Genomic DNA, 24650 nt, shown 5'->3' with positions numbered 1-24650 from the left:
CTTATCTTATAAGGAGTGGTTCTCATGTATTCGATCGAGATAAGGCATGAAGGATTACATAAGTACCGTATGATTAAAGGAAATGATAGGAATGTAGTGGAGCAAAAAGCGTTTATTCAAAAGCAGCAGTGGGATGAAATGTGGGAAAAGAAACAGGAAGCGGAAAGAAAAAAGCGTGAACGTGAAAATGCCGTGATGGAAAAAGCCCAGAAAAAGTCAATGGCCGAACAGCAAACACTAGAGGCACAAAAACAACTGGAAATGATTGATAATACATTACTACATACATTAAACATCGATGACAAAGTCGATTGGAATTCTTTAAAGGATCGTTCGAAGTTTTCAATTCCAAAACCGAAAAGCCCACGTGATCCATCCTATCCACCTAAGCCAGAGAAAAAGTCCTTTATGCCAACATTAAGTCTTATTGATAAAATTTTACTCTCAAGTAAACATAAAAAAATGGATCAGGCTAACCAAGCATACGAGGCTGCATTAGAGAAACATCAAGTTATGGTGAAGAGTATTCAAGAAAAGTATGTAAGAGATTATGCTATATATGAAGAAGACTTGAAAAAATGGAAGAAACAAGAAAATTTATTCGAGACGAAAAAGAACGAAAAGAACGATGCAATTGACAAGAAAAAGCAGCAGTATTTAACTGGAGAAACAGAAGCAATCATTGAATACTGTGATATTGTCTTATCAAATTCCGTATACCCTGATTATTTTCCACAAGAATTTGAAATTGATTATAATCCTGCCAATCGGACATTAATCGTTGAATACAGTCTCCCTGATCTTTCGGATTTGCCTACTCTAAAAGAGGTAAAATATGTCGCAACAAAAGATGAATACAAAGAATCGTTTACTACTGAAGCAGCGCTAAGAAAAATGTACGATAAACTCCTTTACGATATTACATTGCGTACCCTGCATGAATTGTTTGAAGCAGACAAAATTAATGCAGTTGACTCGATTGTATATAACGGTTGGGTTAATACGATAAATAAAGCAACTGGTAAAAATGAGAACATTTGTATTCTCTCGATACAAACAAATAAGCCAGAGTTTATGGAAATTAATTTGAAATTAGTAGACTCAAAAACATGTTTTAAAAACTTAAAAGGGGTTGGCAGTAGTAAATTATTTAGTCTGACCCCAATTGCCCCAATTCTTAAAATAAACAAAGAGGATAGCCGATTTGTTGAATCATATGGCGTAACGGCCGATATTGACAATGAAACCAATTTAGCTGCAATGGACTGGCAGGATTTTGAGCATTTAATAAGAGAGCTTTTCGAGAAAGAATTTAACAGTTCGGGTGGAGAAGTTAAGATTACAAGGGCTAGTAGGGATGGTGGAGTGGACGCAATAGCATTTGATCCCGATCCGATTAGAGGTGGGAAAATTGTCATTCAAGCAAAAAGGTATACAAATGTCGTGGGTGTGTCCGCAGTTCGTGATTTATATGGAACCGTAATGAATGAAGGTGCGACAAAAGGTATCTTAGTCTCGACCGCAGATTTTGGTCCTGATGCATACAGCTTTGTAAAGGACAAGCCACTCACATTATTAAATGGCAGCAATCTGTTACACCTTCTCCATAAGCATGGACATCAGGCCAAAATCGATCTAAAAGAGGCAAAAATGTTAATGAATCAGAGATAGTGGTTTTTCTTATACTTGTACATGGTGGAACTATGCACGCTTAGCCTCTACTTAATTGGTACCCAAATTTCACAGGATGGATTCGGATAAGCTCCAACATATACCTCTAAAGAGGGGATACTAGCAGGTTGGTATCCATTAGCTGGGAACCACTCTGAAAATATTTGTTTCCACGTATGAGTGATGGCTTCTGGTATTGAACCGTTTACCTCGAATACCACCCATTTCGAAGCAGGTATTTCAAGGCTGGAAAAGCCATTTGGTACATGGTCTCCTCTAAAGGCTGTGGCGATCCAATAATCCATTCTGTCTTCCATTACTTGATAATTATCGGTAATTCCTAATATTCCTTTTATAGACCCGCTATTTAGTTCGGCTAATGAATCAAGGGTTCCATCTTGAGCGACTTTTCCCCAGAGCTTTGGAATCGTTGCATCGGTGTCCTTTGTCGTACATGAAATGTTCTCTCTAATACCAATTACTTGGAATGCCTCAGTTTCTATCATTTTGTATTTCATTGGTTCGGCTCCTTTCAAACTAACCAGTTAGATCTGGCGGTTATAGGATTTTAGACTTGCATTGTCTTTTCCTACTTCATTTGTCTTATCCTTGCTGTTTACGAAATGCTTTTAAACATCCTTCAGGAATATCGTAGCCATATTTATCGGCAATATCAATCGTCTAGTTATTGTAAATTTTACCGAGTAAATAATCTTCGATGTAATCATTCACCATTTGCAACCATTCAACTAATGCCACATATCTTAACTCCCTAAAAAATAAAAATTAGGTTTTTCAGGTTAGAGCCTTGCTTTAAATAAATGAAAACCATAAAGGTATTTAAGATTTTTGTATTGAATATATATAATGGGAAAAAATCCCTAAGAGACCTGGAGGGACCGTGAAATAAATGACTAGTTTCATAAGCGTATCTGGTTTGTATAAATCGTTTGGTCAACAAAAAGTATTAGAAAATGTTAACTTCAAGGTGGAAAAAGGGGAAATAGTAGGGTTATTGGGCCCCAATGGGTCAGGGAAAACGACCTTTATCCGTATTTTGAACGGAGTGATTAAACCGGAAAAGGGGTCGATTTTATTAAATGGAATGGACCCAGACACAGAGGGAGATTCAATTAGAAAAATATCTGGAATCGTGACGGAAAGTGCGGGACTGTATCACCAGATGAGTGGAAAAGAGAACCTGGAATTATTCGCTGAATTATATGGGGTCACAGATAAGAAGAGAGTGACAGTGCTACTTGACCTGTTTGATTTGACAGAGCATCGCGATAAACCAGTGGGAAAGTATAGTACCTGGAATGAAAAAGCGGTTGGCATTGGCTAAAGCGCTGTTACATAAACCCGACATTCTGTTTTTAGATGAACCGACAAATGGATTGGATCCTGATGGAATTCAGATGGTCTTATCCTATTTGAAAAAATATAATCAGGAAACAGGGACCACGATGATTATTTGTTCACATGTCCTCCATCAATTGGAGACAATCTGTGATTCTTTTGCTTTTATCGAAAATGGAACGATAGCGGAACAAGGAACATTAACAGAGTTAGAGGAAAAATATGTTCAAAATGTCACCGTTAAAGTGAATACGACATTTAAACCACAAAATAACCATTTCTCTGGGTTTCCTTGCAGAGTAATAGAAGATTCCATGGTGGCGTTCGATTTGCCTTCAAAAAATGATATCCCCGATGTGCTAAATAGCTTGCTAAAAACGGATCCTGTTTATTCGGTTACGATCATGAACAATGATTTACAATCGATTTATTTCAAGGTAAGGGGGTATAAATAATGGGTACCTATATTAGCAAAGCTTTGATTAAAAAAGATCTAAAAGATATTTTTAGAAGTAAAACATTGCTGGTAACCATGATTATCATCCCGATTCTGTTTTCGGTTATTTTCCCTTCCATTTTGGTGGGAAGTGCTCTATTTTTTGATGCCGAAAAAATTGCCGGAAATGATGTACAGAAACTAATAGATTCTTTTCTAAAGAGTACTACGGGTGATAAGTTTTCTTCTTATACAATGGAGCAGCAAATTATTTATGTGTTCATAAATTTTATGCTACCAAACTTATTTTTGCTGGTACCGATTATTACAGCGATGTCAGTGGCCGCTAACAGCTTTGTTGGAGAGAAGGAAAACCGAACGCTTGAAAGTTTATTATTTTCTCCAATCTCCATTAAAAAGCTATTCTTGAGCAAGACAATCGCATCATTCTTACCGCCATTTTGTGTATCTGTCATCAGTTTTGTACTGTGTGGAGTCATTATCAATTCTTTGGGGTATCAATTGTTTGGTGAGCTGATCTTCCCATCGGGTAACTGGGTGGCATTAATCACCGGTCTTTCCCCAATGGTGATCCTGCTGACGGTACTGCTGAATATCCTTATATCATCAAGGGTGAAAACGTATCAGGAGGCCCAGAACTTTGGAGGCATTATCCTTCTACCAGTCATTGCACTGTTGATTGGCCAGGTTAGCGGACTGTTTTTACTTGGAGTTCAGTTAATCATTCTGATTTCAGTAGGACTATTCATTGTGAATCTGGTGTTATGGAGCATTATTGCAAAAAATAATGACCGATACTTATTGTTTGAAAAGCAGATTCACTAGACTAGAATAAATCTGAAGGTTTAACCATTCATCTTTGCTTTCAACAGTTGGGTCTAAAAACTAGGTGATTTTAGTACTAATATTTTTACTAATAGAATCAGTCTTTTATTAAAATTTTATTTTAAAAAAACTGAAAGCCCGTGGTGGACTTTCAGTTTTTCTTTTTCAATCGCAATAAATTAAAATTCAGCATATTTTCTAAGTCTTACTTGTAAACCAAATTTGTCAAAAGGTGCACTCTATATGATGATGATTAAGCCCAATTTTTAAGTTTAGAAGTTTTCCCGATTCCTGGGTTGAAGCTGTTGGTTGGGTCGCCATTTTTGTAGTGATCAACCAGCGATGGTGCGGCTTCATATAGATGACCGACATTATGCTCCGCTGGATAAATCGCACCGCGTGCATCCAGAAGCTTCAACATTTTTTCCTTCAAGGCATGCGCATCGACTCCTTTTTTCACGATGTAGTCCTGATGCAGCACGTGGCAAAGGAAATGTCCATAATAAAGCTTATGCACAATCTGGCTGGAGATTTCCTCGGGCAGTTCTTCGAACCAGTCCATATCATTACGTCTCAAGGCGATATCCAGTGCCAAAATATCATCGACTTCGTCTTGATGCACCTCCTGGAACCGAATCGCAGCGCCTGCCGCCACAAACCGATGCAAGAAAGCATCCGCCCCTTCTTTTGGCGTGCAAACAAAGAAATCACCTTCAGCTTCTTTAAAAAGTTCTGTCAGATAAGCCTCCGCCTCAGCGCCACCTTCGCCTGACATTTTGAGCATTAGATGGTGTTCATACTTTTCGCGGAATTCTTCCATTCTTTTTGGCAAATGGTTCGGGAAAAGATAGCTGAGTTTTTGCAAGATACGGTCAGGAAGATAAGGCTTAAAGATTTTCATTTTGTCCAAAATCCGCTCTGCATTCGCTTTTAAGGCAAAAAGGTAAGGCAAACGGTCAGTACCAAGTTTATTGATGACAATAAATGAATCTTTACCGTATTTTTTGGCAATATCATATATCTCACGGTGCATGTATTCGCCAGCGACAGGGAGGTTTTCGAACTCCGATAGTGCTTTTCTCCGAATCATTTCTAGCACGCGCGGGGTATTGGTTCCAATATAGAAAACCTTTTCATTTTGTTCTTTCGGAAAAGTATCGAGCCGAACGGCGAAAACAGCAATTTTGCCAGCAGAACCTGAAGATTCATAGAGCTGATTGGGGTCAGCGTTGTATCTAGCAGGGCTATCTGCATCAATGTCGCGCACGCGCGTTTGATAAGTATGATTGTGCCCGTGTTTTGAGGATTCAGGGACAGCATCCAGATCGAAATTTCCAGCATCAAGATTGGCAACGATTTCTTCAGGTGTATCGCCTAGGTCGATTCCAAGGTGATTCACCAGTTGCAACTCGCCATTTTCATCAACACGGGCAAAAAGTGACAGCTCAGTATAAGCAGGGCCGCGTTTGACAAGTGAGCCGCCCGAGTTATTACAAATCCCGCCGATGGCTGATGCACCGAGACATGACGAGCCAATCACAGAATGTGGTTCTCTCCCAAGCGGTTTCAACGCATTTTCAAGTGTATAGAGTGTTGTGCCTGGAAAGGCCAAAACTTGAGTGCCTTGGTTGATTAACTGAAGGTTGTCCATCCGTGTGGTTGACACTATGATGACCTCACGATCATAGCCGCCTGCAGGAACAGAGCCTTCTGTCAAACTTGTATTTGCCGCTTGCATAATGATGATTTTGTCAAATTTGACAGCCGCTTTTAGGATTTGCCAGAGCTCTGTCAAATTTCCTGGCTTAACGACAGCTAGTGCATCCCCGCGTCCTGAGCGATAGCCTTTGCGATATCGTAAGGTTTTTGAGGGGTTGGTAATGATATATTTGCGATCTAAAATCGCTTCAAGTGCAGTTATAAATGGATTCTCCATACTCCTGGCCTCCTAAATACGAAAAGAATTCCTAGTAAAAGGACTCATGAATGATTTTGTGAGCGGTTACATTTTTGCGTGATTGATAAACTTTATGAAACTTTTGTTACAATCTTATTACTCTACTAATATAATAAATCTAAATTAATGACATATCAATAGTAAAAATATAATTAACTTGATATAACGATCGGTTGCTTAAGAGGCAGATCATAAATCGTATCATATAGCAGTTGGGATTCCAGTCGAGTAAGAAGTAATTTGTCGTGTCTTTGGAGGCTAATGGTAAATTTCATTGATAAAAAGAAATTAGGGGAGTTTTATAGAAAAGAAACTCATTTGTTTTTTTAATATAAATGTTTTTTCTATGAGGCCATTACCATATGATACTTAAAGGATCGGTGTACAAAATGATAAATTATTATATTGACGGATTAACGAAGGGTCAAAGAGTTGGGGTAGAAATACGACGTGGCTGTCCCACTTTTGTATAGGGATAGCTTCTTCAATTTAAATCATTAAAAATACTATTTACGGGTGCATTTATAGATGTTCAGGCTGTAAATCCTGCAGCTTTTCATAGATTAGTAAGGTTATTAGTAAAAAAAGGATGTAGTTGAAGATTTATTAGGTGGGGTACCATGCCAATTCACAACAAACTAGTCAGTGTTCGCATTCCAGAAATAATCAAAAAAAACTGAAAACAGTTCTTTACTCGAATATTAACTGACGATGAATACATAAAAGAGCTAAAGAAAAAATCCTATGAAGAACTCGAGGAATATATTAAAGCTTAAAATGATGATGACGCCATCGAAGAGCTGCTGGCCTACAAGAAATTATCCATGCTCTCGCTGAATGTCATGGTACATCTTTCGAAAAATTAGAGGCAGTCCGTAAGCATAAGGCAGAAAAGCGGGGTGGCTTCAAAGAAAAAATCTTCTTAATCGAGGTTGAAGATGAGTAAAGTTCGGTTAATAACCAATAATCTCGGAAAGCAGATGTTGGAGCAAATTGAAACAGCTTCTTTGTATTATTATTTTGAAGTTGAAAATTTCACTAATAGAGAATCTGGAAAAATGAAATGGCAAGGAGTATTCTTTATGCCACAGCATGTAATGCTATGGCATTATATAACTTAGCGTTGTTAATGTTCTTCCATTAAAACGAAGCATTTGCCGTCTTCTAAGTAGCTACTTAGTGCTTTAAAGACGGGCATACCATTTTCTAAATTAATGAATGTATCTGTTTTATATGGATTATAATATACTGGTTTCCAATTGCTAGATTTAATTATTTCTTTATTACTTTCTAAATAGGTACCAACAATAAAAGCATGAATATTTTTTTGTCGTTCTTTTCTAGTTCTCAATTGTTCAGGCTCGTCCAATTTTCATTTCTACATCAGTTAAAAGAAGACTATCGGCATATGCAATTATCCTTCTTGTTTTTTTGTCCTGAATTGAAAATACATTCTTTCTAATGTTTCTGTAAACTCTAACTGCTTGTCCATTTTTAAGTTCTTTTCCACACAATACATATATCATGATTTACACCTCTATGATGCAATTAAATAGTAACTTTATTGTCTGATAAATTTTAAAGAAAGATTACTGAGCATTCTGTATCAAAGCTATTCTGTTTGTTATTAATGAGATAATTCCTCGATGTTATAAATATATTTATATCCTTCCTCAAAAAATTTAATCATCTATTATTTGGGGTTTCTGAGACTATGTTTAAAATAATCCTCTCTTTAGGGTACTTTTAGGTTAAAATGGAATTAAATGTTTTCTTGTGAAAAACAAAAAGATTTTAAGGTGGCGTTTAAAAAATGGGCTTTGGTCAACACCAAACATTCTATTTAAGGCAGCAATGGCTTACTAAAGGTTTAATAGAAGTAAACAAGAATCCCCGATTTTTCTATGAACCTGAGCATTTTGAAATTTTAGGTGTAGGTAAAAATATGGCCAAATCAATTAGACATTGGCTAAACGTAACACAACTAATCGTGGAAAAACGTTCTATTAAAACTGAATTTGCCATGACGGATTTAGCTAGAGTTATTTTTAAATATGATCCATATATAAAAAATAGATATACATTGTATATATTGCACTATATTCTAGTAACTGAAAAAAATGAAGCATCAACTTGGTATTGGTTCTTTAATGTATTTAATGAACGTGTTTTTACAAAACAGATGCTTGTAGGAAAATTGGAAAAATGGGTGAAGGAGAACTTTGAAAAAGAAGTATCGCTGAACTCATTAAAACGAGATGTAGATTGTCTTATTCAACTTTATACAACGAAAGACTATAGCAACCAAACGCCTGAAGATGTAATTAGAAGTCCATTCGAATCATTAGGATTAATACATCAAACGATAGGTGCAAATTTCGTTAAATCAGAAACGCCTTATAATTTAATAGCAAATATTCTCTACATAACTCTCTTAAAATATTCAGAGAAACATGACATAAAAGAAGTGAGCCTTAACGATTTAATAGACGGGGAAGAGTTGTGGGGGAAAGTATTTAATTTAAATCGAGATGCTATTATTAAGTACTTAGAGGAAGTGCAAAAACACTATCCAATTATATTTACTAGAACAAATCGTTTAGATGTGATTCGTTTAAATACAGATACATCGTGGTTAGATGAAATGAAAGTAGCTTACGAAAACGAGGTATTTAAATAATGTCCTTTCAACCAAGTATTAATATTATGCATGATATTGGAAAAATCCAATTATTTGAGAATTATGTTCCGAATATAAAACAATTAGATATTATGAATCGAATAATCAAAGATTTAGTTGAAACAGAGCAACATGCGCACTTACTAGTGGGACCATACGGAGCCGGAAAATCCTTAGTGGGTGCGATGACTACATCTTTACTCACACAGAATAAAATTAATAAAGCTATAAAACAATTCTTTCAAGATGTACATACGGTAAGTCCAGAATTAGAAATCAATTTACGCGAAAAATTAATAAAAAACAAAGTAAAATGGTTGCCTATAACGATTACGGGCAAAACGGGTGATTTTGAATCTATTATTTTAGAAAGTATTCAAAGGAAATGCGAAGAAAATGGCATTGTATTAAAATTTAAACATGATACTGCTTATATTTTAGAATTAATAGATATTTGGGAACAGAATTTTCCAGATGTTTATGTGAGTTTGAAAAAATATCTTCAAAAATCACAGTACACGATAGAGAAATTTAATGAACAATTAAATAATGATTCTGAGTCGGCGATTCTGTTATTTAAAGAAATCTATCCAGATATTGCTTTTGGAACAGCGTATCATAATCCACATAAAATCGCATTTTCAGAACAACTACATTATATTTTTAAACAGCTGGCGAAGAAAAAAACTGGCTTATTAATTGTATTTGATGAATTTGGAAGGTTCCTACAAACAGTTTCTAATACGCAAATTCATTTAACTATGCAGCATATACAGGATTTAGCTGAGATGGTTAATCGACAACAAAATGCATTCTTGTTAATGATTACACATACGGGATTACAGCAATATGTAAATGCTAATACGAGCTTAACTCAAGAGGAATTAGAACGTGTAGAGAAGCGTTTTTTTGAGCATCGATTAGACAGTGATTCGTCTGTTTTTTATCGATCTGCATATAAATTACTCAACAAACCGAAAGATTATGAGCCAGATATGTTTTTAGCAAGCGACTACGAACATTTGCATTATTTAATTATGAAATATAATCTTTTCCCAAATATGACAACCGAGGAAATAGGGGGGACTATCATTGAAGGATGTCAGCCCATTCATCCTTTAACAATACAACTATTACCAGGTGTATCGAATTTACTTGGGCAAAATGATCGAACTTTGTATATGTTTCTAAATGAATTTAAGGTAGACAATATGCAAGGGTCCTGGTATTATGCCGATAGATTATTTGAATATTTTTATCCAGACGATTCTATGATTCTAACCCTCGATTCCATGAAATTTTATCGATTAGCAATTAATTATAAAGTGTCGAAAATATCTCTACGTGTTGTTAAACTAGCGACGTTATTGAATTTATTAAATAATCGTTTTTCAATTACAACTGAGTTTTTACAATTTGCATTAGGCATCGATGGGGCTATAGCACATCAAGCGATTGAAGAGTTAGTGCATGTAAAACTATTTCGTTTAAATCCGTTTACTAAAGCATATGAGTTATATGAAGGCTCTTTAGTAGCATTTGAAGATGTGTATAGAGTGGTAGAAGAATCATCGGTTTTAACCGATGAAGAGCGAATTAAAGCAATTGAAGATCTTTTTGGAGAGAAGTATTACATTCCATTAGGTTATAACAATACAAAAAGTATGACTCGTTACATTGAAACGCGATTTATCTTTGGAGAGCAGCCGTTTGAAATTGATCAGTATGAAGATGGGATGCTTTTGTATGTAATAACACGAAGTAAAAATGAACTAGAGCAAGTAGAAAAAAGAATAAAGAATTACACCCATAATGATATCTTGTTCGGTGTAACTAACATTAATTTCGTAAAAATAAGTGAGCATATCAATCAATACTTAATATTGAATAAAATACTACAAATGCCAGAAATCTTACAAAAAGACGCAAATTTGAAAAAAGAAATTTCACTACGAATTGAAACAATTACATTTGTTGTTCAACAAATGTTGAAGCTGTTAAAGAAATTTAATAAAGAGGGCGTTCGTCATTATTTGGGAGGACAAGAAGTTTCTTTTAACAACGTGTATCAATTTGAATCATTCCTAGATAAATGGATGTTTGATCGTTTCCCTTTTACACCAGAAATCCGTAATGAAAGCTTTAATAAACGCTCTATTATGTCAATACAACGTAAATCAGCAGTAAGTATTTTAGAACAAATTCTACAACAAACGTTTGATGGTACATTTAATTTAACAGGAAACGGACGGATTATTTAATTTATGCAACAACTTTTAAAAATTTAAACTTTAACTTTGTTGAGTTAGACAAACAATCTGTCCATGAGCTTACAGAATTGCGAAAAAGACTTCTAGAACATTTAGAAGGTTCAAAGAGAAATTCTATTTATGGTTTATTTTCAATTGCTTTATTAAAACCATTCGGAATTCGTGCACCATTAGTACCTTTACTAGTCGTTGCACTACTTAAAGATAAGTGGCATCAGATGGCATTTTATTCGAATGATTTCAGTCTTACCGAAATGAATGCGGAGATGTTATATGAGATTCTTGAACAGTCAGCTGAATTTTATGAATATGAAATTTACTCATTAAATGAAGAGACTATGGAGATGCTTAAGTATTTGAATGAAATCTATTTAGATGGTGAAAATACGCTGCCTCCCAATATTTTATTTAAAGAATTAAATCAATGGTTATTAAAATTACCTCGATTCACACAAATTACAAATAAACAACCACCTGAAGTTTTAAAGGTTAAACAAATTATTCGCTCAAGCGAAATGGATCCATTAGTGGCGAGTAAAGAATTCATGAATTTTGCACTATCAATAGAGCAATATCATGAAATTAAAGAGTATTTAGAAGTTTTCGTAGAATCGTTCAAAAAGGATTTATTGAAAGAAACATTTGCGGTATTTGAAGTTCAAAATGTCGAACAAATACGAGTGAAGCATGCAGACACTATTCAAAAGTCACCACAATTAAAAGAGTTAGTTCAAATTTTAGAGCAGGAACAAAACTTTGATTCATTTATTGTTAATGTGGTGGGTGTTCAATTAGAAGATTGGTCTGATGTCACGTATGATTCATATTTTGCGACATTGACACAATTATTAACGATCGTGGATTCAGAAACGATTAGAGTAACCGAGGGCGAGCAGGTTATTTCTACTATTAAGGAAATGGACTTATCGGTGAAAGGGAATACAATTTATAATCAGTTACACCGAATAGTTACAGCTGGTGGTCGAACGATGAATCCGGAAGAAGTGAAATACATTTTATATCGTATTTTAAAAGAAGTGAAATAAATAAATGCAGCCATTCGATAATCGAATGGCTGCATTTGACTTTTTAAGAATATGAACAAATACAAGGAATCGTATCTTCTTTTTCGCTTAGATATACCTCTACGCCATCACGATCCATAAACTCACGATATTCACGTAAAGTAAAAGGTCCACCATTTCGCTTTAATATAGAAACGTCTTTATTAAACTTTTCACGGAAACGTTCTTCCATTGCTTCTTGCTCTATATATTGTTCTGGCCAAACTTTATAAAGTAAGGCGTAATGCCCTAGACCGCCACGTACACAACGACCAGCACAGTTGGCATGTGAGAAGCCAAGCCCATACATTCGTGGAAGATTGATCTTCCATTCATCACGAATGATTTTTTTTGCATCTAAATCTTCCTTAAACGTTTCAATCATAGGAAAACGTGTTGCAATAGGCTCTATCGGATTGTGTTCATAAAAATTTTGAAGATTAACTGCTCGATGTTGTTCATGTGGACCAATACCAAAGTATAGAATAGGTTCTAGGTTATGTATATCTCTAAGCTCTTCTAAGTAAATTAGAGTTTGACGTACTTTTAATTCTTCGGAACACTTGGCCATACGTGAATTTCCTAAAAAGCGTACATCGTAAAATACCTCTTCAGGTGTTCGACCATCTGTACGATAAGTAATATCAAGCCCAATATATTCGGCTACTTCCTCCATAAATCTATAATTATCGATATCTTCCCAAAGTGTATCGGTAAAAAATAAAACACAATTTTCTTTCCCATATTTTTGTACAATATAATATGCTACATAAGCGGATGCTGCACCACCACTGAACATTGCTATATGTACAGGTTTACGATTACTAATGGAATCAAGATTCCCTGCATTTAGAATACTAAGAGCGCTCGATTTATCATTGGTTTTTTTAGTTTTTGCTTTATTAATGTTCATTAAAAAGCCCTCCTATTCATTAGCAATTTAGATTATAAAATTTGCTATGTTTGTTAGTACCTCAGTTGCTTTTCCAGCATTAAAGTTGGGAGTTTTTCATTGGAGGATGAACTCCAATGAAAAACTTAAAATATGTTAACCTTTCTAATTCGTTGTGAATAATTAGGTCGATCAATTATAATACCATCTATTTTTAATTCAATAATCCAATTTAACAAAGTTGTCAGAATGCTTTTTACATCTTTTCGATAGGGCCTAGGATCGTCAATTAGAGTGTTGTGAAGCTTCGTCGTTAAGTCGCCAAAATATATCTCGTCTTCGAATGAACTAAGTAACCATCTATAACATTTTAAATTCATAAACGTTTCTCTTAATAAATCTTCGTCATAAGATTGGGTCCTAGTTAGGCCTAAGAGTTTTAAATCACTGCTTCTCACATCGAATGAACTAGCACTTGATAAAAACTCTAAAACCCATAATTTTTTTAGAGAATCTTCTCTAAATAGATTCATATTTTCAAGATTCCATTCAGGTATAGGTTCAATATCTGTTAATTCTATTAACTGTTTGTCTAATTCGTTTATAATGCTAGTTGTCATTAGTTCTGAAATTTCAAAGAAGCTTAGGATTCTTAGGTAATCATCTTGTTCGAATGTACCACTTACGCCACTTTCGATATTTGGATTATCAGAAATGCCTAAACCTGATAAAGTCACATTTGAACTACCTATGAAAAATCTTTTTTTATCAAAAACAAAAACTTTGGAATGAAGACCTAGATTAAAATACATCTTCCAACCATTGTTTTTACAATAATTAAATAGGTCTAAATCAGTCGCTTTTGAAATTAAATCGATTTTCCTGAAGCGTACTAATAAGATTTTTTCGATATCGGTATTGATACATTGATCAATTCTCTTAAGAGCTTCGGTTTTGACAAATGCGGATACAATAATAAGCTGTCGCTTCATATTTAATAATTCCAGTTCAAGAAAAGGAAAAATATCTTTTGTATGAATAACTGAACTAGCCATATTTAGTATCTCAAGAACTGCTTTGCATATTTACCCCAGTCTTCACGTACTTCTTGAACTTGATCTCTACGTAATCCATCTGGGGTTTCATCTTCATATCTTGCCCATGCAGCCAATAATAATTTCAAGCCCATAGATGCTTTATCTAATCTAGATTTCAAATCTGTTACACTAGTTCCTTCTATAGTTTCATTAAGTACTTCTAATAAATTTTCGTAAGCAGGGTGGGACTTATTAATCATAACATTAATTGCTCCACCCTTAGTTCGTACTGTAAAGAATGCATTACCTTCAAATGCAAATTCAATAAAATTGAACTTTGAGTTATTCGTTACTGAACGTTCAGCAACTTTTTGAGCGCTTTCATCGTCAATACCAGTCTCAATCAACGTTTCTGTAATTTCTTCTTTTCTTTGTTGAGGTGGTTTCTTCTCATCTTCATCACTTTGACCAACATAGCCTTGTTCTTTACGGAAATTTGTAACTTCAGTAGCCTTTTTTTCCACTTTCTCATTTTTTGCTTGATTAATGGTAGCTTTACTGTCTTTGTTTTGTCCTTTAACAACTTTTCTTAAATTACTTAAGTGTCGATTAATATACTCGCAGATTTCAATTAAAGGAGCTCGTGGGTCGTCGTCTTCTTCTAATTCTGCTTTTATATCAAGTAAAGTACGACCTTTTTCTTGTTCTTTTTTTACATCATCTATCATTTTTAAAACATCAGATAAATTCCTCGCGGCTTGTTTATTATTAGATACGCCCATTAATTCATCTAAGGCTGGTGGAAATTCAACTTCGATTCCCCACCAACGTTCTCTAGGATCATAGTTGTTTACTAGAGTTATATCCATGTCAAGTTCTCGTTCAGCTCTAAGAATGGAGATACCAATATTACTACTAGCATGTTTACCGTAAGGTTTAGAACCTGCCGCAATTCCGTCACTTTCACGCGCTTCATCTTTGGCAGCTGAGAGTCTAACAAATACAGGATGGATTTCCTCATTCCAAGTAATATCAAAACACTTTTCATAACCAAATGGTTCGAACATTGGTACTTCATTATATGGGGCAGGGCAACTCGTTTTCTCCATTAAATATAAAGGATCGTTGGGTAATGAAAAGTGATGTGTAGCTTCATCACCGGGTCTACTTGTATTAAAAATGGTAAAATCTATTTTTATCCGCCCATCATTTAAAAATTTTCTGTACATTCTTCCAATTACTAGTTCAGAATGGTTTATTAGTGTTTGTCCTTTTGTCCACATAAATCTATCTAAATTAGACCAAACGACTAATGTTCCTGTTTTTTCAAAAATAACGCCTTCTTTTCTCCAAATAGAAGGAATTTCTTTTTTTGTTGGTGTTGGAATTTCAGCTGTTTTACTTTCTTTTACTTCTAAAATATCTAGATAAGTATGTAATGCGTTTTCTACACCATCTTGCCAACTCCATACATCAACACGTGTACATTGAGAAATTGAAGAGGCAGGAAGCCCCATACCAAACCTTCCAATACCAGTCCTTTTTGATCTTTCAAGTCTCGTACCATTTCCAAATTGTAAGCAAAGTTGTAATACATCAGCATCCATAGCATCACCATTGTCTAAGACAGCCAACTCTGTCAATCTAGGAAGGTTTTTCTGTTTAACTAACATATCCTGTTCTTTACACATTATCTGAACATAATTGGCATTTGCTTGAATGGAATTATCAATTAATTCTGCAACCGCATATGCTGTATTTTTATATCCGTTATCTCTCATTGCTTCGATAGCTAAGTGTGCTGGTACATAAGATTGATCTATACTTTGTGCATTATTCATTCCCATACATCCTCCCAATTTTCAAATGCTTCTGCGACCGATCTGAAGCCCGGTAAATCTTGGTCAATTACTGTTATAATTTCTGCATTTCTATTTCCACCGGCATTGATTCCACGAATAGCGCGACCTACCATTTGGCTATATAGTACCAGTGACATTGTTGGTCTCCCAATTATAGCTGCACTAGTCCGAGGTGCATCGAATCCAGTTGTTAAAACTCCATAATTACAAAGTACTTTTGGAGTAGAATCATCACTTTTAAAATCCTCGATAATATCTTTTCTTGTATTATTATCTGTTTCACCAGTAAGAGACCGGGAATGAATACCTTGCGATTCTAATATGAAGGAAATAGTATTAGAACTTTCAACAGATGGAGCAAACAAGATAATTCTCTTATGGTGTGATGTTAAACGAATAGCTTCATTAATGATGAGTAGATTACGTTTTTCATCTTCAGCTAACTTATTAAGTAAATATTTTGGATATTCTAGCACTCTTTTTAAATCTTCTTTTTCGGTTTCAGATAATACTGCTTTTTGGTTGTCATAAATCAATGGTTTAAAGTTAACATGTGCTAAATACCCAGCATCAATTAAATAATCTACTGGGCTGTCGTATCCATCTACTTCTAGCTTTACTTTTTTCTTGTGGAAAAAGCGTGATAACTTTAAGTCGGCATCCAGATTTCCAAAGCTACGACCTGGAGTGGCACTTAAACCAATTAGTTTTTTTGAATCCCCAATATCTAACAAAATATTCACTATATCATTGTAAACAGGTGCAACAGATTGGTGAGCTTCATCAAAGATAATGAGTGAAACTTTATTAGCTAACTCGGCCATAAACCTTCTTCCGATACTTCCTTTAGATTTACTTATTAATTTAGGTAGTCCGGCAACTAGTAGACCATCATCAAGTGTTTTTAATTGAATTTCAGAACTTCCCCAAAATCTAGTAACAGAAACTTCTCTATTCCCTAAAAAAGACCAAGCTTTTTCAAATTCAGAGGCTGCTTGTTCACATAATTCCTCGGTATTCGCTAACCAAATCACCATTTTTTTTTCATTCATACGAAGATAGTCAGATATGATATTCATCGTTGTTCTAGTTTTACCTGATCCAGTTGGCATGTGTAGTAATACTCTTTCATTTCCAGCTTTTAAGATGTTCATTACTTTTGTTGCAGCATCTCTTTGGTGCTTGAACAGTTGGTAATTTCCAGTGATTTCAGTATGAAAAGGTGTTTCTACTAATTGTTCGGGAAAAATTTTTTTATCTACATTAAATATAGAAAAAAGTAAATTCATACTCTCTGAGTTTTTTCTGAAATTTATATTTTTAACCTTTTTGTAGATATCGTATATTTCATCATGAGAGTTATATACACCTAAAATTTTTGCTAAAGCTTTAATTTCTTCTAGCCGTAATAAGTCTATTACTATATCTCTCAATCTTTTATCAGAAAGTATTTTTTCTTCTGAATGGAACTCTAAAATAATTTTTTTGAATTTGCTATTATAGTTACTTTCGTTGATTAAATTTAAAATTTTAACAGTTTGACTGCCTATAATTTCTTGTATAGTAATTTCATCAGCTCTATGTATTATTTCTTTAATAGAAAGCAAAAGCCTCCCTCCTTTATTGAGTATGCGATTTGAAATAATAGGAATTATATACTAATTATGTAATATTCTAATAAATTTCTTTAGTGATTCATTGGAGAGACAAACTTTTATTCGAAGAAAGAAGTTTAATGAATAATATAAAAGTTATAATGATCTATACTCATTTTTAAAATTAATGTTCTTAAATGACATGAGTTTACAACTTTTAGATATTTGAAATATTTGGATTTATTATCTCATATACAAATACAAATATGGAACAAATTTCTTATAAATAATCATCAAATTAAAGCTATTTCGTGAATTTATTTAATTGGTAGTTAGAGTAATAAATGTATGTTAATTTTGGTGATGGAGATATGGCTGGTCACGAGAAAGAGTAATTTATACAGATGGAAGTACACAAACGTCTGGAGGAGCATGTTATAGACCTTATGTTTACAGTTTTTTAGGACTGGGGGGATGCTGTTCAATGTAGGAAACTCTTGTATATCAACACTTAACTTGAGAACTAGTCTCGGAAGGGGACGCCGAAGAAATTGCAGAGGCAATTGAAAATGGAAAAATCCTCAATTCAAAATAAATTAGTTTAAACGATGGTTTTACTTTTTGATGAAATGATGAATTTGTGTTATTAGATGAACAAAAAAACGTAATTGAAAAAGTATGTATTGATGTTAGACTAAAAAACGGACACGGTAAATTGGACACTTTCGTTATAATAAATTACAAAGACTATTTTAGAGGAGTTTTGGGGTTAGTCCCCTGGTGGAGTAAAGCGTTACTACAGTGGGGTGCTGACCCCATTTTTCCATAGTAAACTGATATTATAAACTAATTCTGCCAAATGTGAGCTAATTGTTGACCTCTTTTTCCATATTCTTTATTACGGGTATAAATGTCAACACAAATATGTACACTTTCGCTTGTATAAGAACGTACAAAATTATTCGTTTTCCTTCGCAAAATGATTCTTTAAACGATATAACTCCCCTACGATTGTAACCACAGTCGCATGATGTAAAATTCGGTCTAAAATTGCGTTTGCTAACTTCGGCTCTTGAAAGATCTCATCCCAAGATTTAAAATTCACATTTGTGGTTAATACAGTACTTCGCTTTTCGTAACGCATATCAATCAGCTGGAAAAAGAGCTCGCATCTTCCGCGTCAATCGGTAAATAGCCAATTTCATCGATAATGAGAAGCTTGTACTTAGTATAATGTTTCAAACAAGCTTCTAAACGATTTTCCAAGCGTGCTCTCTTCAGATTTTGAATGAGGTCATGGCACTTGATAAAATACGTGCTTGTCCGTTTCTTTGCTGCGGCAATTCCTATAGAAGTGGCCAAGTGGGTTTTACCCTTATGGAAAACTTTTCATAAGGGTAAAACTCATACTGCCATAGGACTTGGCATTGAGGCTTGTTTAACTGGATATAAAGTGTTTTTTGCGACAGTGCCATCCCTCATTAATCAGTTAAAGGAGTACCGTTCTGAAAGAACTTTAAGATCATTTGAATTGAAATTTGAAAAGTATGATCTCGTTATTATAGATGAACTCGGATATATTTCCTTTGATAAAGAAGGGGCCGAGCTATTATTTACGCACTTGTCATTAAGAGCTGGTAGGAAATCGACCATAATCACTAGCAACCTACCTTTCGTTAAGTGGCAAGAGATATTCCATGATCCAGTTTTACTGCAGCATTAACAGACCGCCTAACACATAAATCCCATGTACTAAATATGAATGGTCCTTCTTTTAGAATGAAAGAAGCGCAAGAATGGATGAAATTAAGTGAGGAAGTAGTGGCTCAAAATTAAATTGCGAAATGGCTCACTTTTTAGTTGCGAAATACACAGGATAAGAAGCTACTACAAGATGAGGTAGAACAGAGCCTCGATGCTCTTCCCTTCGAGTTAAACAATAAAGAAGAACATAAATTAATGGAAGATGTACTTGGAATTATGAAGAGGTTGGAGATTATTTTTTACGATTAAGAGTTTGTTAATTGTTTTATGATAAATACATTGATTAATAGAGAGACAAACGATGGGAATATTTAATCGTTTGTCTTTTTTTCATTTTTAGACGCCTGGTAACTTGAGAAATAGGTGTCAGCGGTAACTGTGTACCGGATTTGAAGTTAATTGACATTTCACAATAATGTTGGTAATTTTCCTGTTTAATGGAAGGGGTATAAAATTGAGTATAGAAATCTATCTTAGCTATAGTAGTTTAACTGATGTTTATTATTAGGTTTTATAAAATGGTTTTGATGAACTTTCATATCAGGAGGTCTTATTGATGAAGGAAGTAATTTCACTCCCAGCTGCACAAACTCAAGATATTATCAAGAAATACCTGGTCCATGCTCATCCACATCCTAGAAAATATAAAGAAGCGAAATATATGGCCCTCCGTAAAGCTGGAGGTGTTATGGATTCACTTTATAGCGTAGAATGTGCATTTGTACTAAAACCGGAATCAATTGAATTAGAAAAGGATATCAGTTTTCTAAATGATAAATGGAAAGATCGTTTGCTTGGATATATTCATGAACGGAAGCGTACATTCGGATTTGGAGAAAAAGAGGAGTATAAATTTTACTTACTTAAAGTGGAGCACTTTCTTAATCATTTACCAAAACCTAAGGAGAAAAATTTTCTGTCTCATACGTACTATACTTTAAATGAATTAATGAATGGAAAAAAAGAGGTAAGTAGGGAAGCAGAAATAAAGAAAGCTAAAGGATAAATAGTGCCAGATAATTGCTTTAATAAATGGGGTATTAATGTGAAACATGATTTGCTAAGCAGAGGCGTATATGCAATCATCAATAAAAAACTAAATACGGTATACGTAGGGAAAACTGAGAGGAATTTCCTTATTCGTTGGATCGAACATTTAAATAGGATTTCCTATTATCAAGATGATCCGAAACGACTTCATCTGTATTTAAATAAAGGAACACGTTTTATCATATTGAAGAAAATGGACAGTCCTGAATACCAAAACGATGATTTTTATAGAATGGAAGATGAAGCACGTGAATTTTATATTAAAAAGGGATGGGACGTTCTATCTAATCATAAAATTCATCCAACCTATAAAACTGAAAACATCCAAAAGAATCAACTATTAGAACGATATAGAAAAGCAGTAAAACAGATGGCATATGTTTTAGCAGCAATAAATACAAATCATTCAAATGGATCCCTAATCCTTTTTAATATTTACAAAAAAGTAGATAAATATTTTCAAACCAATATAAATGGGCCAGAAGGAAAAAATCCATTGGGAAAATTAAACAAAGAAGAACTTGAGTTTGTTTTACTAGAATTATATCCAAGATTTTACCATAAGCAATTAGATTTACTTAGAAAAGAATATCAACATATTACAATTGCAGAAACACTATTTGATTTTGTAGATTAAAAGTGACTAGGTACACGGTGATGGTTATTGTTTATTGATTTTTTGTATGATGTTCAAAAGGGGACGGGGCGGGCTTGATCTGAAGCCAAAAGGTTAGACACGAATATTAGGTTACTGTCTGGGTATGAGTCCGATAATTAACCGTACTCATATCAGTTAATTTTGCCTTAATTCGTTTGTGATTATAGTAATGTATGTAAAGAGTTAATAGTACAAATAAGAGTACTATTTTACTATCGTTTTGCAATAATATTAAATGTTTTTATATTATTTGGTAGGGGTGGGTAAATATGTCAAGAATTAGACTGAGAAAAGGTCTTTTAACACTAATGGCGTTATTAGTTATATTGATGACCACAGGTTGTGTTAAAGTAAAATCTAATTTGAAGATTAATAAGGACGGTAGCAGTGATTTAACTTTAATTTATGCTTTAGATGAACAGATTGCTTCTTTCGGTGGCGATGTAAATTCAAGTCTTAATGAATTAAAAAAAGGTGCTGAAGAAAAAGGATTTAAAGCAAGTAATTATAAAGACGATGATTACTTGGGTGTTAAAGTTACAAAGCACTTTGAAGACTTTAAGGAAGTATCCTCAGATTTAACAGATGAACAACAATTATTCAAATTTAATGTTAATGAGAAAAAAGGATTTTTCAAAAATACTTATGCTGTAAAAAGTGAGTTTGATTTTACAGGAATGACTGAGCAAATCGATAGTGACAGCATGGATGCAGAAATTGCTTCATCCGTCATAAATCAGATGGATTTAAGTTTTACTTTAGTATTACCAGTAAAAGCAGGAGAAAATAATGCTTCAGAAGTTAAAAACGATGGGAAAACATTAGAATGGGTGTTTATTCCAAATGAAATAAATGATGTTGAGTTTGAATTTGAAAAAGTAAATACATTAAATATTGTTTTATTAGTTGCTGGACTTGTTGCAGTAGTGATAAGTTTGTTTTTTATTCTTAAGAGAAGAAAGAAAAATGTTTAATAGGAAGTATAAAGAATAGCCTCTCCTGATGGAGGTGCTCAAATCATCAAATCAAAGGGCTATGACAATCTGAAAAAAATAAATGAGGCGTTTCTTAAGAAAAGGTCTAATGAAAGAGGCTTCCCAAATCTTTGGGAAACCTCTTTTTAATTCCCTGAAGGGTGGGTTAAAACACTTTTGATGTGCCTTAAATCCCATATCATATTCACTCCATAATTTGTAATGCTACGGGATTAGTGGAGATAGTGTAAAATATTAGGGAAATAGGAGAGACGTCCCCATGGTTAAATTAGACATAACTTCACTTCAATTCAACAAACAGATGTATCCATTTCTGCGGTTAACTCATCGGAATTCAGAACTTGTTGGAATTTTTGTTTTAACTTCACATGTTATCCACCGTTTAAGAAACCGGTTTACAGAAGGGTTATATATAGTAAAATAACTATTATCTAAGTTTTTAAATAATATAAAAATGATACTTAATCTACAAAGTAGTAAATAAATGGTGATTTTGAAAGGGGACACATGATTTTGAACTCAACATACTTAGATTTACTTGTCCAAAAATATGATTGTGAAGAAAAAGTAATAACTGAAATTATTAATCTGGAAGCGATTCTTAATCTGCCAAAGGGAACAGAACATTTTGTCAGTGATTTACATGGGGAGTATCAAGCCTTTCAACATGTGTTAAGAAATGGTTCAGGGAATGTAAAAAAGAGAATCAGAGACTTGTTTCAAGATGTTTTATTTGAAAAAGAAATAAATGATTTTGCGACATTAGTTTATTATCCTGAAGAAAAATTAAAATTAATGAAAAGTCATTTTAGTAATAAACAAGAATTAAATCAATGGTATATAGTCATCATCGAGCGGATGATCAGGCTTATTTCTCATGCTTCCTTCAAATATACACGTTCGAAATTACGAAAAGCATTGCCGAGTCAATTTGTATATATAATAGAAGAACTGTTATACAAAACAAATGAATCTACAAATAAGGAACAGTATTACAAAGAAATTGTTGAGCAGATTATCTCCTTAGGTCAGGCTGATAAACTCATAACAGGGCTTGCGTATACCACTCAGAGGTTGGTTGTCGATCATCTCCATGTAGTGGGGGATATTTATGATCGTGGACCTGAACCTGATAAAATCATGGATACTCTGATCAATTATCATTCTGTTGATATTCAGTGGGGAAACCATGATGTACTATGGATAGGTGCTTTTGCAGGTTCAATGGTTTGTCTGGCTAATATCATTCGAATCAGCGCAAGATATGACAATCTGGATATTATTGAAGATGTATATGGAATCAATCTTAGACCTCTCTTAAATCTTGCGGAGAAATACTATCAGGACAATCCGGCTTTCAGACCTAAGGTACAATTCGATAAGAAACAATCTGATCATGAAACATTACAAATAACGAAAATTCATCAAGCCATTGCGATGATTCAGTTCAAACTCGAAATGCCTATAATCAAGAGACGCCCGTATTTTAATATGTCAGAAAGGCTATTGCTGGAGAAAATTGATTATGAAAAGAACGAGATAACGATTGATGGGAAAACCTACCCTCTAGAAAATACTTGCTTTACAACGGTAAATCCAGAGCAGCCTGATCAATTATTAGAAGAAGAAAGGCAGGTTATGGAAAGATTATTATTTTCAGTCCAGCATTCGGAAAAGTTGGCCAGACATATGTATTTCCTTATGAAGAAAGGGAGTCTTTATTTAAAATATAATGGGAACCTATTAATACATGGCTGTATTCCTTTAGATGAAAAAGGGAATATGGAAAAAATGGTGATTGAAAATAATACTTATTCAGGTCGTGAATTACTTGATGTTTTTGAACAGTATTTGCGGCATGCTTTTGCACACCCTGAAGCGACAGATGATCTTGCGACGGATATGGTCTGGTATTTATGGACAGGAGAATATTCATCACTTTTTGGAAAAAGAGAAATGACCACTTTTGAGAGGTACTTTATTAAGGAAAAGGCAACCCATAAAGAGAGAAAGAATCCATATTACTATTTACGTGAAAATGAAGAAATTTGCCGCAAGATCCTAACAGAATTTGGTCTGAATCCTGACCAGGGTCACATTATCAATGGGCATACACCAGTTAAAGAAATTGAGGGAGAAAATCCAATTAAAGCCAATGGTAAGATGATCGTGATAGATGGAGGCTTCTCCAAAGCTTATCAATCAACAACAGGCATAGCAGGATATACGTTACTATATAATTCCTACGGTATGCAGCTGGTCGCCCATAAGCTTTTTAATTCAAAAGAAGATGTCTTACTTAACGGGACTGACGTTTTATCCATTAAAAGGGTGGTAGATCAAGAGTTAAAGAGAAAAAAGGTTAGAGAAACGAATATTGGAGAGAAACTATTACAGGAAATCTCTATATTGAATAGTCTGAGAGAATATCGCTATATGAATTGATCCCAATTAGGGGAAGACACGAGCGAAGGAATATCTGTGTTTGTCCTATTCTGGAGAATCGGAATTCAC

Annotated in this window: 20 protein-coding genes and 4 pseudogenes; 14 read left to right on the top strand and 10 right to left on the bottom strand. The window is 34.2% G+C overall.

Features of this window, described 5'->3' with window-relative positions; genetic code table 11:
• Nucleotides 1-24 precede the first annotated feature (24 nt).
• Nucleotides 25-1671, top strand: a complete 1647-nt coding sequence (locus tag RGF10_RS14265; protein ID WP_318503066.1) for a restriction endonuclease — start codon at nucleotides 25-27, stop codon at nucleotides 1669-1671.
• 47 nt (nucleotides 1672-1718) lie between these two features.
• On the opposite strand, the gene RGF10_RS14260 is transcribed toward RGF10_RS14265, so the two are convergent.
• A complete protein-coding gene (locus RGF10_RS14260) occupies nucleotides 1719-2189 on the bottom strand; it encodes a GyrI-like domain-containing protein (protein ID WP_318503064.1) in 471 nt (156 codons plus the stop codon).
• 392 nt (nucleotides 2190-2581) lie between these two features.
• Between RGF10_RS14260 and RGF10_RS14255 the strand changes: the two genes are divergently transcribed.
• The 3 genes from RGF10_RS14255 to RGF10_RS14245 are packed head-to-tail and all read left to right on the top strand — an operon-like array spanning nucleotide 2582 to nucleotide 4312.
• The gene (locus RGF10_RS14255; RefSeq protein WP_318503063.1) at nucleotides 2582-3016 is read left to right on the top strand and encodes an ABC transporter ATP-binding protein; all 435 of its coding nucleotides are present in this window, start codon (nucleotides 2582-2584) and stop codon (nucleotides 3014-3016) included.
• Nucleotides 2991-3485, top strand: coding sequence for an ATP-binding cassette domain-containing protein (locus tag RGF10_RS14250; protein ID WP_318503061.1), 495 nt, complete (start codon nucleotides 2991-2993; stop codon nucleotides 3483-3485). Before RGF10_RS14255 ends, RGF10_RS14250 begins: the two co-directional genes overlap by 26 nt.
• Nucleotides 3485-4312, top strand: a complete 828-nt coding sequence (locus RGF10_RS14245; RefSeq protein ID WP_318503059.1) for an ABC transporter permease subunit — start codon at nucleotides 3485-3487, stop codon at nucleotides 4310-4312. Before RGF10_RS14250 ends, RGF10_RS14245 begins: the two co-directional genes overlap by 1 nt.
• Before the next feature lie 253 nt (nucleotides 4313-4565).
• Here RGF10_RS14245 and dld read toward each other — a convergent pair whose 3' ends face one another.
• Nucleotides 4566-6248, bottom strand: coding sequence for a D-lactate dehydrogenase (dld, locus tag RGF10_RS14240; protein WP_318503057.1), 1683 nt, complete (start codon nucleotides 6246-6248; stop codon nucleotides 4566-4568).
• 641 nt (nucleotides 6249-6889) lie between these two features.
• On the opposite strand from dld, the pseudogene RGF10_RS14235 reads away from it, so the two are divergent.
• Nucleotides 6890-7215, top strand: a pseudogene (locus tag RGF10_RS14235) (phosphoribosyl-ATP pyrophosphohydrolase).
• Nucleotides 7208-7390, top strand: a complete 183-nt coding sequence (locus RGF10_RS14230; protein WP_318503055.1) for a hypothetical protein — start codon at nucleotides 7208-7210, stop codon at nucleotides 7388-7390. The pseudogene RGF10_RS14235 and the gene RGF10_RS14230 overlap by 8 nt, the downstream one beginning before the upstream one ends.
• A gap of 5 nt (nucleotides 7391-7395) precedes the next feature.
• On the opposite strand, the gene RGF10_RS14225 is transcribed toward RGF10_RS14230, so the two are convergent.
• Together RGF10_RS14225 and RGF10_RS14220 are read right to left on the bottom strand one after the other, a co-directional pair.
• Nucleotides 7396-7638: a hypothetical protein gene (locus RGF10_RS14225; RefSeq protein WP_318503054.1), complete on the bottom strand. Its 243-nt coding sequence runs from the start codon at nucleotides 7636-7638 to the stop codon at nucleotides 7396-7398.
• Entirely contained in the window at nucleotides 7625-7795 is a 171-nt protein-coding gene (locus tag RGF10_RS14220; protein WP_318503052.1) for a hypothetical protein, read from the bottom strand. Before RGF10_RS14220 ends, RGF10_RS14225 begins: the two co-directional genes overlap by 14 nt.
• A gap of 287 nt (nucleotides 7796-8082) precedes the next feature.
• Between RGF10_RS14220 and RGF10_RS14215 the strand changes: the two genes are divergently transcribed.
• The 3 genes from RGF10_RS14215 to RGF10_RS14205 all read left to right on the top strand — a co-directional run bounded on the left by RGF10_RS14215 (nucleotide 8083) and on the right by RGF10_RS14205 (nucleotide 12265).
• Nucleotides 8083-8949 carry a DUF4007 family protein gene (locus RGF10_RS14215; protein ID WP_318503050.1) on the top strand — a complete coding sequence of 289 codons (867 nt, stop codon included), beginning with the start codon at nucleotides 8083-8085 and terminating at the stop codon, nucleotides 8947-8949.
• Nucleotides 8949-11210 carry a DUF6079 family protein gene (locus RGF10_RS14210; RefSeq protein ID WP_318503048.1) on the top strand — a complete coding sequence of 754 codons (2262 nt, stop codon included), beginning with the start codon at nucleotides 8949-8951 and terminating at the stop codon, nucleotides 11208-11210. The genes RGF10_RS14215 and RGF10_RS14210 overlap by 1 nt, the downstream gene beginning before the upstream one ends.
• 77 nt (nucleotides 11211-11287) lie before the next feature.
• Nucleotides 11288-12265, top strand: coding sequence for a hypothetical protein (locus tag RGF10_RS14205; protein ID WP_318503046.1), 978 nt, complete (start codon nucleotides 11288-11290; stop codon nucleotides 12263-12265).
• A 43-nt stretch (nucleotides 12266-12308) separates the two neighbouring features.
• On the opposite strand, the gene RGF10_RS14200 is transcribed toward RGF10_RS14205, so the two are convergent.
• The 5 genes and pseudogenes from RGF10_RS14200 to RGF10_RS14180 all read right to left on the bottom strand — a co-directional run.
• On the bottom strand, nucleotides 12309-13196 hold the full coding sequence (locus tag RGF10_RS14200; RefSeq protein ID WP_318503044.1) for a hypothetical protein: 888 nt from the start codon (nucleotides 13194-13196) through the stop codon (nucleotides 12309-12311).
• 125 nt (nucleotides 13197-13321) lie between these two features.
• Nucleotides 13322-14230, bottom strand: a complete 909-nt coding sequence (locus RGF10_RS14195) for a phospholipase D-like domain-containing protein (RefSeq protein WP_318503042.1) — start codon at nucleotides 14228-14230, stop codon at nucleotides 13322-13324.
• 2 nt (nucleotides 14231-14232) lie between these two features.
• The gene (locus tag RGF10_RS14190; protein ID WP_318503040.1) at nucleotides 14233-16053 is read right to left on the bottom strand and encodes an ATP-binding protein; all 1821 of its coding nucleotides are present in this window, start codon (nucleotides 16051-16053) and stop codon (nucleotides 14233-14235) included.
• The gene (locus tag RGF10_RS14185; RefSeq protein ID WP_318503038.1) at nucleotides 16050-17681 is read right to left on the bottom strand and encodes a DEAD/DEAH box helicase; all 1632 of its coding nucleotides are present in this window, start codon (nucleotides 17679-17681) and stop codon (nucleotides 16050-16052) included. Before RGF10_RS14185 ends, RGF10_RS14190 begins: the two co-directional genes overlap by 4 nt.
• 946 nt (nucleotides 17682-18627) lie before the next feature.
• A pseudogene (locus RGF10_RS14180) lies at nucleotides 18628-19043 on the bottom strand (ATP-binding protein); the annotation flags it as partial.
• Between RGF10_RS14180 and RGF10_RS14175 the strand changes: the two are divergent.
• The 3 genes and pseudogenes from RGF10_RS14175 (at nucleotide 18958) to RGF10_RS14165 (ending at nucleotide 21120) form a co-directional block, all read left to right on the top strand.
• Nucleotides 18958-19505: pseudogene (locus RGF10_RS14175) on the top strand (ATP-binding protein). The pseudogenes RGF10_RS14180 and RGF10_RS14175 overlap by 86 nt on opposite strands.
• 484 nt (nucleotides 19506-19989) lie before the next feature.
• Nucleotides 19990-20439, top strand: a complete 450-nt coding sequence (locus tag RGF10_RS14170) for a hypothetical protein (protein WP_318503035.1) — start codon at nucleotides 19990-19992, stop codon at nucleotides 20437-20439.
• A gap of 39 nt (nucleotides 20440-20478) precedes the next feature.
• Nucleotides 20479-21120 (top strand): GIY-YIG nuclease family protein, encoded by a 642-nt coding sequence (locus RGF10_RS14165; RefSeq protein ID WP_318503033.1) that lies wholly within the window; start codon nucleotides 20479-20481, stop codon nucleotides 21118-21120.
• Between the two features lie 106 nt (nucleotides 21121-21226).
• On the opposite strand, the pseudogene RGF10_RS23900 reads toward RGF10_RS14165, so the two are convergent.
• Nucleotides 21227-21328, bottom strand: a pseudogene (locus tag RGF10_RS23900) (IS3 family transposase); the annotation flags it as partial.
• A gap of 82 nt (nucleotides 21329-21410) precedes the next feature.
• Here RGF10_RS23900 and RGF10_RS14160 point away from each other — a divergent pair.
• Nucleotides 21411-22115 (top strand): LPXTG cell wall anchor domain-containing protein, encoded by a 705-nt coding sequence (locus tag RGF10_RS14160; RefSeq protein WP_318503031.1) that lies wholly within the window; start codon nucleotides 21411-21413, stop codon nucleotides 22113-22115.
• A 534-nt stretch (nucleotides 22116-22649) separates the two neighbouring features.
• The gene (gene fbp / locus RGF10_RS14155) at nucleotides 22650-24581 is read left to right on the top strand and encodes a fructose-1,6-bisphosphatase (RefSeq protein WP_318503029.1); all 1932 of its coding nucleotides are present in this window, start codon (nucleotides 22650-22652) and stop codon (nucleotides 24579-24581) included.
• Nucleotides 24582-24650 lie beyond the last annotated feature (69 nt).

Origin of the sequence: Bacillus sp. T3 (assembly GCF_033449965.1) — a bacterium.
Lineage (GTDB): Bacteria > Bacillota > Bacilli > Bacillales > Cytobacillaceae > Bacillus_BU.
The sequence above is the reverse complement of the archived record's forward strand: the minus strand, read 5'-3'. Positions and strand labels throughout refer to the sequence as shown.